Origin of the sequence: Cetobacterium sp. (genome assembly GCF_048470075.1) — a bacterium.
In the GTDB taxonomy this organism is placed as follows: domain Bacteria; phylum Fusobacteriota; class Fusobacteriia; order Fusobacteriales; family Fusobacteriaceae; genus Cetobacterium_A.
In genome coordinates this window covers 1-10,996 of the sequence record NZ_DBGBQB010000289.1, presented here as the reverse complement: position 1 = coordinate 10,996, position 10,996 = coordinate 1, and the positions used below count along the sequence as shown (strand labels likewise).

Genomic DNA, 10,996 nt, shown 5'->3' with positions numbered 1-10,996 from the left:
ACTATAAAAAACTTGAAAATAAGAATATCTCTTTAAAAAAACCTACTTTAAATATTTTTAGGGACCACTCCCAAGAGGTTTTATCTATCTTAAATAAAATTAAAAATATCTTAAAAGATAACCCTAAAGATACTATTGGTATCCTTTTTAGAAATCACATATATATGGAAAATTTCATTAAAATATTTAAAAGTTTGAATATGGATTTCTATATATATCCAAACTCTTTTTTAGAGAGTCTCTTTGATGAAAGTATTTTTATAAATACACATGATGCATCTTTAACTCTTTTAACAATTCATGGTTCTAAAGGCTTAGAGTGGGACTATGTTTTTATACCTTTACTGCTAGATGGAGTAATTCCAACCTCTATTGGGGATTATATAGATTTCGAGGAGGAGAAAAGACTTTTTTATGTGGCTTTAACCAGAGCTAAAAAAGAGCTTTTTCTATCATACCCTCTATCTTTTTATAGTGATTATGGTTTTTTCAACACTCCATCTATCTTCATAGAGTCGATAGACTCTATGCTTATAAATATTAAAAGAGGGTAGTTTAAACTACCCTCTTTTAAACTCTATTATAAATTTTTCTACTCCTATTCCTTCCTCTATTCCACCATTTTTTACTGAAAACTCAACTTCCAGAAGATTCTGTATTTTTTTTAGTAAAAACTCCTCACTGAACAAGGGAATATATTTTAACTTTAAAAAAATGGGATACTCTCTCATAAATCCTCTATTATTTTTAAAATATTTTTTTACCTTTTCGTATACATTCCCTTTAAAATCATTGTAGGATATCGTTTCCTTTAAATCTCCAACTCTTTTTAATCCCACCAATTTTAAGGCTAAATTTAACTCCTCTGATACTAAATATAAAAATAGCATATACTCTTTGGTTTTTTTTAAGTGTTCCAATAACTGATTTATATTATCACTGATAAAAAAATCTTCAACAAGTTTTTTTAAATTGTATTCATCACTTATTGACAGGATAGGTAAAACTTTTTCCAATATAAAAGTCTGTCCTCCTAAAAAATTTTTTATTTTTTCCACTTCATTTTTTACTTTAAAAAAGTCATCTCCTAGCACTTCTGCTAACTTTTCTGCCTCATACTCTGAAATTTCTAACTCTTTTTCTATAAAAAACTGTATCCCCTTTTTTTCTAAAGCCTTTCTTGCAACTATAACTTTTCCTAACTTTTCAGCATTTGTTAAAACCTTTTTTCCAACTTCATTCGTTGCTTTACCATAGTCATTTAGCTCCTCTTCATAAACAACGACAACCTCTTTTTGACCTAAATCATACTCTCCAACTATCTTTAGTAGATTATCTAGTTTCTTAGTTTTTTCAGCTCTTTTTAAAACTAGCAACTCCTTTGGTACAAACATTGAATTTATTGAAATCCCCTCTAAAAAGCTCTCCTCTTCATTTTGGGATGCATCATAAATTTTTACTGGAATATTAGGATTTGACTTTTTTATTTTTTCCATTAACTCTTCATATTTCAATGGAAGTGGTGTATCACCATAAATAAAATAAAACATCTCTTCCTCCCTTTTCTTTTTCTATTATTATAACATAAAAAATAAAAGAGAGCATAGCTCTCTTTTAATCTATAGATTTTTTACTTAAAATTTTTGAAGCGTTTAAAACCGCTAATACAGATACTCCCACATCTGCAAAAATAGCTAACCATAGATTAGCAATTCCTAGAACTCCTAAAATCATAACAACTATTTTTACACCTAGAGCAAATCCAACATTTTCTAAAACCACTTGATTATTTCTTTTTCCTAGATTTAAAGCCTCTATTATTTTATAAGGATCATCATTCATTAAAACTATATCTGAACTTTCAATAGCTATATCACTTCCTATTTTTCCCATTGAGATTCCAATATCTGCCATTGCTAGTACAGGAGCATCATTTATTCCATCTCCTACAAATATAGTGCCTTTTTTACTTTTATTCTTTATATCCTCTAATTTACTTACCTTATCTTGTGGTAAAAGATTTGTACAGATTTTATCCTCATCTATTCCCAGTATCTCCCCTATATGCTTTCCTGTTTTTTTATTGTCACCAGTTAACATATAAACTGCAATGCCTTGAGATTTTAACTCATCAATAGTTTTTCTAGAAGCTTCCTTAATCTCATCCTCCACAAAAATTCTACCCATAAGTTTTGAATCAACTGCCACATAAACCACTGTTCCAAACGTTTCTGGCATATCAATAGTGATATCATTACTCTCTAAAAATTTTCTGCTTCCCACTAAGATCTCTTTTCCATTATAAAAAGCATTTATACCATATCCAGCTTTTTCATTATGACCCTGGATATCCCACTCATAGATTTCTATATCTCCATAGTTTAGTATAGCTTTTCCTATTGGGTGGTTTGAATAGAACTCTCCAGCTTTAGCATACTCTAGAACCTCCGATTCACTTCCTTTGAATACCTCTATTTTACTAACTTTAAAACTTCCTTTAGTCAAAGTTCCAGTTTTATCAAATACAACCGTATCAATATTCTTTAATCTCTCTAAATAGTTTCCACCCTTTATCAAAATACCATCTTTAGACCCTTTTCCAATAGAACTGAAAAATGTTAGGGGAACGGATAAAACCAGTGCACATGGACAAGATATAACTAAGAATATCAAAGCTCTACTGAACCATAATTTAAAGTTTCCATCATATAGCATCGGTATTCCAAGACCTATTAAAATAGACATCAATACAACAGCTGGAGTATAATATCTTGCAAATTTTGTTATAAATTTTTCTGCATGGGCTTTTTTGCTCCCTGCACTCTCTACCATCTCTATTATTCTATTAACTGTAGATTGTGAATATTTTTTTGTGGCTTTGAACTCAATAGTTCCATTTATATTGATAGAGCCGCTTAAAATTTCACTTCCAACCTCTCCTATAACAGGAACAGACTCTCCAGTTAATGCTGATTTATCTAAAGTTGTTGTCCCTAAAGTTATAACTCCATCCAAAGGTACTCTTTCTCCAGGTTTGACTACCAATACATCTCCTATCTCTATTTTTGAGGGATTCACTACCTCTATACTTCCATTTTTACTCTTTAAATTAGCAAAGTCTGGCTTTATACTCATTAATTTTTCAATAGATTTTTTAGAGTTATTTACTGCCATATCTTGGAAAAATTCACCGATTTTATAGAAGATCATAACTCCAGCAGCTTCACCAAAGTCTCCTAAAATTAAGGCTCCAACAGTTGCAATACTCATTAAAAAATTTTCATCTAGGAACTTACCTCTTTTTACATTTTTTAAAGCATTTAATAGTATATCATATCCTGATAGTCCATAAGCTATAATTAAAATTACATCTTTTTGTAAACTTTTTGGCAATGTTAATCCCACAACAAAAAGAGTTATTCCAACTGTTAAAATCACTAGATTAATTTTTGAAACTAGCTCTCCTCTATGAGGGTGAGGGTGATTCTCATCACTATCACTCTTCTCTATCTCTTTCTTCTCATCTGTTACAATCTTTTTAAAGTAAGTTCCAGGTTCAACTTTATCAGCAATCTCATTTAATTTATCAATAAGTTCTCTCTCATCAACCTCTTCCAATAAGGTAAACTTTAATTTTTTTGTATAAAAATCTACGTTAACATCCTTTAAATTTTCCATCTTATCTAACTCATACTGGATTTTTGAGGCACATCCACCACAGTGCAAATTTATAATCTCATACTCTTTTTTCATTATCTCATCTCCTTAAAGGTACATACCCATACCCCCTATATCTATAATCCTAAAATATCATAATTTACCATTTTTGTCAAAATTTTTTTGAATATTTTTCTCTTAAAGAGTATAATATAGATTATTAAAGTTAAGGAGTTTAATATGAAATACCTAAAACAAGATATTTTAAATATTTTTAAAGATAGTATTGAGAATCACACTTTTATAAAAGGGGTTTTTTCTAATCCTACAAAAGAGTGCTCTTATAAAAAGATAAATTTAAAGCCCGTTGAGATAAAGGGTGATTTTTTTATACAGTTTGAAAGTTTTAAAGAGAATAAAGCTTTTCATAAAAATAGTTCTGTAGAGGATTCATTTAATTTTTTAGATGAGATTATTGACACTTTTAAACAGATTCTTATAGTTACTTCAGCCCAAGAGATACAAGTTTTACAAAATAAAAAGGGATTCTCTATAAAGAGAAAAAATACTGAAAATAAAACAGTAGAACTTTCTCACAATAAACAGAAAAACTATATTTTACAGGACAATACTCCTATTCCATTTTTAATTAGATTGGGAGTTATGTCTGAAACTGGAAAAGTTAGTAAAGAAAAATTCAATAAATTTAGACAAATAAATAGATATTTAGAGTTTATTGAAGATACATTAAAAGAGTTGCAAGAAAAAAAACTTATTGGAAACTCCATGAAAATAGTTGATTTTGGGTGTGGTAAATCATACTTGACTTTTGCTCTATATCACTATTTAAAAAATATTAAAAATTTGGAAATTGATATTATCGGTTTGGATTTAAAAGAGGATGTTATCAATAATTGTAATAACATTGCTAAAGATTTACACTTTGATAATCTCCAATTTTTAAAAGGGGATATTAAAGATTTTCATCTTTTTAATGATGTCGATATGATATTCTCATTACATGCTTGTAATAATGCTACAGATTACTCTATTCTCAAGGGATTAGAGTTAGGAGCTAAGGCTATTTTAGCTGTTCCTTGCTGTCAATCAGAGATAAACCAAAAAATAGATAGATCTTCAACAACAGAACTAAAAGGTGTTTTATCCCCCTTTGGAAATCATGGAATTTTACAGGAAAGATTTAGTTCATTGGCTACGGACGCTCTAAGAGCTCTTTCGTTAGAGCTTTGTGGTTATAATACAAAAGTTATGGAATTTATAGATATGGAACACACTCCTAAAAATATTCTTATTAAAGCTATTTTAGGTTCACCTTCTAGTGAGAAATTGAAGGAAAAAAGGGCTGAATATGATAGATATATACATTTCTTAGGAGTTAATCCTCTTTTAGATAGTTTACTTAAAGATTATTTTAAAAAATAATATATCAGGAGATGATTCTTATGAACAAATCACTACAGGAAAAAATTTTTAGAGAATTTTTAAAGTTTTACTCACAGGGGGATATTTTTGAAGAGAGGGAGATTATAACTCTTGGATGTATGGCCAATGGAGTAACTAAAGAGTTACAGAAGAAAATTTTAACCACTCTTGACTTACAAAAAATATTTCAAGATTATACTCTGGATGAGATAAATGAAAATACCTCTATCTTAGCTGATAAAGATCTTATTAGAATCAACAGAGTTACAACTACTGCACATAAAAGTTATTTAGAACTTATTAAACCTTTAGTTTCTCTTGAAGATTTTTTAGATGAGATTTAAAAAAACAGATGGTTTTCCCCATCTGTTTTTTAAATTCCCATCAGATATAAAACTCCACCAACTATCAAGGCTGGAATTACATTATACACTGTAACTAATAGAGCCGATCTCTTACTTAACGCCAATAGAGGAAACAGTGCATCTCCATCATTGCATATAGCATTGGCCACTAGGGCTGAAAACGGTATCCCTCCCGATATATATATTGCCGCAAGTAGGATCTGAGGTCCACACCCCGGTATCAATCCAATTAAAACTGCTCCAACTATTACTAAGAATCCACTATTATTTAGAACCACTTCTAAAACTGTCTCTCCACCTATATATTTTAATAAAATCTCATACCCTAAAAAAGCTATAAATACCCAAGTTACTAGAAAAGCTACCTCTTCAGCTGTATGGATTAAAGTCTCAAAAATCGAATTTAATTTACTCTCTGTTTTATCAAAATCACTACCTTTTATCATCTTTTTGCTCAATAGGGTATATAGGATACAAAGAGTAGTCCCTAAAAAACCACTTAAATCATAGATATCTAAGTCCAAGCTGCTCTCATGAGCGTGTTCATGCAAAAGATGTTCTAAAGCAAAGGGTAAAGATACTATAACTAAAATCCAAAAAATTTTATACCATATTCTATGAGTTATTAAATAGATATATTTTGAACTCGTTTTTTTATGTAACACTCTATCAACTATATCTCCCTTTTCATGGGTTATATGATGGTGTACCTTTTGACCACTTTCCTCATTTACCAAATTTTTATCCGATTCTATTACTCTCTCCCTATTTATGGATATGTTCTCGCCAATCTTAAAATAATCTATCATTAAACCTGTAATAACACCCGTAACTCCACTTATAACTAAAACTTTAAAATAGGCATCTATATCTCCTACTATTAAGATAAATGCCGCATCACCCATGGTTGTTATAAAAGAAGCGACTAAACTTCCAAATGTGACTTTTCCCAAAATATACATTGGTACTATGATAATAGCACCACCACACCCAGGTATTAGTCCCAATAGTGCAGAAAAATAAACTTGATTTTTTCTATCTTTTTCTAAAAGTTTTATTATAATACCATTGAATTTATAATCGACTAATCCTATTAGTAACAATGATATTGAAACAAAAACTCCAACTTTGAAAAAAGCTTCCACCGCTACATTATAAAAAAGAGAAAACCATTCCATCAATTCACCTCACATAAATAACTTCATCTAACTCTATTATACCTGCTTTTTTTTCTCTTCTTTTTTATAAATACTTGGTGAACAGTTTCATCTCTACTAATTTAGTTTTCTACTCTTATTTTTTGTTGCTGTCCTATATAACATTATTATTAATAATCCTCCTCCAAAGTATCCATTAATAACATAAACTATATTTACCAATCTATCAAATGGTAATCCAATTCCAACCACTAAGGCAATAACCGATAAAACCATTGTCAAAATTTTAAAATAGTTTGTTTTCTCTTTTGTAAATCTTGAAACTACATTCCATAATAGAGGTACTGCTGTTGAGTAGATTCCTGCCAGAATTATAAAAGTAAAAATCGTTGAAAAAATAGGATATATATCATTTGCTAGATATAACATTGGAATTTGAGTCCCCGCTGTTAAGGATATTGAAGATAATAACCCTAAACATACTACCATTACAGCTAAAGAGAATAAAACTGCTCCTAATACACCACTTAATACAGCTTCTTCCTCGTTTTGTAACTTTGCTCCCAGAGAGGACAAAAATCCAGCTAACCACAACATACAAAATCCCACATAGGAAAAAACTGCTATATACCATGTCGATGAAGCTTTTACTAATCTATTATAACTTTCTAACTCCTGTAATGCAGATGTAAGTATAACTGGATTTAAGTTTGAAAAATTTTTAACTATGGTAATAAACCCCACAGATATAGCTATGACTACTATGACTGGACCTATTTTCCCCACTATTTCAGCTATCTTAGAAAGTCCTCCAATCACAGTTATAAATGCTAATATCACTATCAGTCCACCACCATAAATCTCCCCTATATTGTAGTGTTCCTTTAAAGTTGCTGAAGCTCCTGCCACCATAACTATAAAAGATAAAAAACAAAATAATGTTGAGAAGTAATCAAAGCATATACCTAATTTGTCACCACAATAGTATTTGTAGATATCATTTCCTTTCTCGAACTTCTTTTGATATCCAACAATTAAAAAACTTGAACAAACATACGCTAAAAGAATCAACGTTAATAGACTCCCCAATACACCAAAGTATCCATAGGCAGAGAAATATTGTAAAACTTCCTGCCCAGTAGCAAATCCTGATCCTATTAAAAATGCAATAATAGCTCCTGCATACATTATCACTATTTTAAAATTTATATCTTTTTTCATAACCCCCCTCTCCTTTTGGGAAAATAATTAAAATTCAGTCACATCTGAAACCTGTGTTGATAAAGCTTTTAAAGCTCTTCCAACAAGGTTATATTTCAATCTATTTTCCTCTTCAATTTGGAGAGTTGGATTTCCTACTGGATATGGAATAGCAACTGTTGGTACTATTCTATTAGCTCCCACTGATTTTGATATAGTTGTTATCGTAGACATATGTACTACACCTATACCATATTTTTCTATCTCTTTTAATATCGTTGCTCCACAACGAGTACAAGTTCCTCAAGTGGAAGTTAATATCACTCCATCCACCCCATCATTTTTTAAAAGTTCTCCCATCTCTTTTCCAAATTTAATTGCATTTCCTACTGAAGTCCCTGTTCCAGTTGTTGTCAAAAAGTATTTATAAACATTTCCTAACTTCCCTTCTGACATAAATTTTCTTAATGTTTCTAAAGGCGCTACTCTATCTGGATTCTCATTGGCATAAACAGGATCATAACCTCCATGTATTGTATAAAAATCCCCCTCTTTCAAACTATCATAATCACTTATATCATATTTTCCCCACTTCTGCGCACTAGCAGATTGGATTCTATCTGGATTTCCTCTAGGAACAATTCCACCAGTTGTAACCAGTGCTATTGTAGCCTTAGACATATCCTCTATTGCTGGGGAAGGTTCTACTTTATCAAATACAGGCATTGGTAACTCTGTTTCAAAAGCCTCACCTTTTAGTCTTTTTAAAATCATATCGACCGCTCTCTCTGACCCTAGTTTTTCAGTGAATATTGTTTTTCTTTTTCCTTGGGCTATATATCCATCCTCATGAGGTCTTCCCAACTCCTCATTCAATCCAATTTTTAGGGCTAAATTTGCCATCTTAGATAGTGCTTTTGGCATATCCGCTGCTGATTGTCCCACATCTGCTATTATTATACTATCTCTAAATAGCTCAACTGCTGGATTTTCTATATACATACCACTAATGGCTGGAATATGCATCTGTTTAGTTACCTCTTTTGCAATTGCCCCACAAGCCATTCCATATCTCCCGGCATTAAAAGCTGGTCCTGTAACAACTAAGTTAACATCCAAATTTTTTAGCATAGCTATAATTTTTTCCATTGCTTGTTCTGTATTTTCATTGAAATAGTTATCTCCACAAATCACTGTCCCTATGACTTCAACTTTATCTTTTAATAACCTTTCAAAAGCACTTGAAACTCCCACTCCTCCTTCAACGACTTGTGGCTCTATTCCAGCTTTATCCTCTCCTCCAATTTGACCAAAAAACTGATTTAAATAATATGCAACTCTGATTTTTTCTGCCATTTTAAACACCCTCCATCTATATAACTTCAATATAATTTAGATGTGCAATTATGGAATCCAATCTCCGAAGTAGCTCCTATTATCGCATTTAATTCACATTCAAAACTTCCATCCTCTGAAAGTGCTCCTTCCCAACCACCTGCTAATGTAGCAATTGCCTCTATATTTCCAAGTACAATATCAGCTGGTGAAAGAGTTATTAAGTGACTCACATTTCCTGTTGAAACTACAGCTATCGCTTCCTCTGCAGTATCCGCTAAAGATTGTGAGTCTCCAGCTCTTCCTGAACACTCATCTGTCACTAAAACTGTTTTTATTCCAAGAGCTTCCAATCTTTTACATATTAATAATAGATCTGTATCTGGATTTCCATACCCCTCTTCAGAAACAATTACTCCTTCAGCTCCAAGCATCTTGCACAGTTTTGCTGTGTAATCACAAGTTCTCATCTTACCCTCTAATGTAGTCAGTTCTGGAGTTAATACCACTCCCAAAAAATTAAGCTCTTTTCCATGTTTCTTATATAAATCCTTTATAATCGAGTTATTTTGATGTTGATAAGTAGTTATTTTATCACAAGCCGCCACACAGTTTCCACTTACTACAGCTCCATCTAGTTCCTCATTTGGGTGCATTAAAGTTGGTAAAATCTGCTGAGAATTTACCCCGTATATATAGCTGTCATGTAATAATCCCTGTGAAATTAACATCTCTACATATAAAATTTTTGGTAAAGTTTGATACTTCAAAAGCTCATCTGCCACAGTGCCAGTTTCATAGATTTCAACTGTATCAGCCTCCATATTTTTACCTGCTTTTCCTATGAGTTCAGCTGCTTTAAGTCCTGCTATTCTTACAGTTAACTCGTGTATATGAGGTTCTAATCCCTCAATAGGAGATATATCTACAACAACATTTAAAGTTTTGGAAAACGGTGTCCACTTTGCTCCATCGCCCCACATATCTATTACACCCTCTTGAAAACCAACTATGTCACCAATTGTTACAACTGCCACACCATCTAGGATATTTACAGCCCCATTTCCTGTCTGTCTACTTTTAGATAGTATTCCTGGAAACTCCCTTCTATTTTCATCTATGTTTATACGAGGTTGTATAACATCTTTAACAGGTATTATCCTTATTTTTTCCCTAGGTTTAGCTAAATCAATCTTTACCTCTTTAATTTTTGTATCCTCTTTTAATGTATCAATTATTTCATCTTTATTAATAAAAAGTATTCCCTCTTGGATTTCACTTCTATCCCCAAATTTGATATCTTGGATTTTAATCTTTCTATGCTCCAGTCTCAAATCAACCACCTCTTTTTTAATAAATAGAATAACTTAACAGCTGATTAAAAAATATCTTTATTTTGCAATACATTTTTTAATAATAAATAATCAATTTTGGCATAATCTCCCATATTTTTTACATCTTTCATTCTCACCCCTATCACATTTTTATAACTCTCTATAGCTTTGCCTATTATCTCCGCATGAAGCTCATTCAAAGGAACGATTTTTTCATCTGTAACCACAACCGATCGATAGGGTGAAAACATCATTCTTAAACTCGCTCCCAGTGGATGAGTAACAAGTTCATGTCCCATATATACCATATCTCGTACCTTTAATAGTAAATCTTCAAATCCTCCCTCTACAAAATAGATATTTTTATATTTTTCTCTAACGTCTGGATTATTTGTAATAACTATTATTTTTTCCACCTCCCCCTCTAACCTCTCTATTTTATTTTTAATATACTTTGAACTTTTCACTATGTCAAATTTTTCTTGTTCTAAAACAATATAAAAAG

General features: G+C 31.3%; 10 protein-coding genes. 3 read left to right on the top strand and 7 right to left on the bottom strand.

The genetic code is table 11. From position 1 onward, the window contains the following. On the top strand, positions 1 to 554 hold a 554-nt coding region (locus ACMOUI_RS10245; protein ID WP_418965600.1), incomplete at its 5' end, for a 3'-5' exonuclease. Between the two features lie 6 nt (positions 555 to 560). Here the strand turns inward: ACMOUI_RS10245 and ACMOUI_RS10240 are convergent. Together ACMOUI_RS10240 and ACMOUI_RS10235 are read right to left on the bottom strand one after the other, a co-directional pair. Next, complete coding sequence (locus tag ACMOUI_RS10240; RefSeq protein WP_418965599.1) at positions 561 to 1,550, bottom strand: hypothetical protein; 990 nt, start codon at positions 1,548 to 1,550, stop codon at positions 561 to 563. 64 nt (positions 1,551 to 1,614) lie between these two features. Beyond that, positions 1,615 to 3,753, bottom strand: coding sequence for a heavy metal translocating P-type ATPase (locus ACMOUI_RS10235; protein ID WP_418965598.1), 2,139 nt, complete (start codon positions 3,751 to 3,753; stop codon positions 1,615 to 1,617). 144 nt (positions 3,754 to 3,897) lie between these two features. Between ACMOUI_RS10235 and ACMOUI_RS10230 the strand changes: the two genes are divergently transcribed. Both ACMOUI_RS10230 and ACMOUI_RS10225 read left to right on the top strand, forming a co-directional pair. Continuing rightward, the gene (locus ACMOUI_RS10230; RefSeq protein ID WP_418965597.1) at positions 3,898 to 5,100 is read left to right on the top strand and encodes a class I SAM-dependent methyltransferase; all 1,203 of its coding nucleotides are present in this window, start codon (positions 3,898 to 3,900) and stop codon (positions 5,098 to 5,100) included. 20 nt (positions 5,101 to 5,120) lie between these two features. After that, positions 5,121 to 5,444 (top strand): hypothetical protein, encoded by a 324-nt coding sequence (locus tag ACMOUI_RS10225; protein WP_418965596.1) that lies wholly within the window; start codon positions 5,121 to 5,123, stop codon positions 5,442 to 5,444. Between the two features lie 29 nt (positions 5,445 to 5,473). Here ACMOUI_RS10225 and ACMOUI_RS10220 read toward each other — a convergent pair whose 3' ends face one another. The 5 genes from ACMOUI_RS10220 to ACMOUI_RS10200 form a co-directional block, all read right to left on the bottom strand. Continuing rightward, positions 5,474 to 6,643: a putative manganese transporter gene (locus ACMOUI_RS10220; RefSeq protein ID WP_418965595.1), complete on the bottom strand. Its 1,170-nt coding sequence runs from the start codon at positions 6,641 to 6,643 to the stop codon at positions 5,474 to 5,476. Positions 6,644 to 6,739: 96 nt separating this feature from the next. Continuing rightward, a complete protein-coding gene (locus tag ACMOUI_RS10215) occupies positions 6,740 to 7,843 on the bottom strand; it encodes a hypothetical protein (protein ID WP_418965594.1) in 1,104 nt (367 codons plus the stop codon). 27 nt (positions 7,844 to 7,870) lie between these two features. Next, on the bottom strand, positions 7,871 to 9,178 hold the full coding sequence (locus ACMOUI_RS10210; protein ID WP_418965593.1) for a glycine/betaine/sarcosine/D-proline family reductase selenoprotein B: 1,308 nt from the start codon (positions 9,176 to 9,178) through the stop codon (positions 7,871 to 7,873). 26 nt (positions 9,179 to 9,204) lie between these two features. Next, complete coding sequence (locus tag ACMOUI_RS10205) at positions 9,205 to 10,500, bottom strand: glycine/sarcosine/betaine reductase component B subunit (RefSeq protein ID WP_418965592.1); 1,296 nt, start codon at positions 10,498 to 10,500, stop codon at positions 9,205 to 9,207. A gap of 35 nt (positions 10,501 to 10,535) precedes the next feature. Further along, on the bottom strand, positions 10,536 to 10,996 hold a 461-nt coding region (locus ACMOUI_RS10200; protein WP_418965591.1), incomplete at its 5' end, for a GrdX family protein.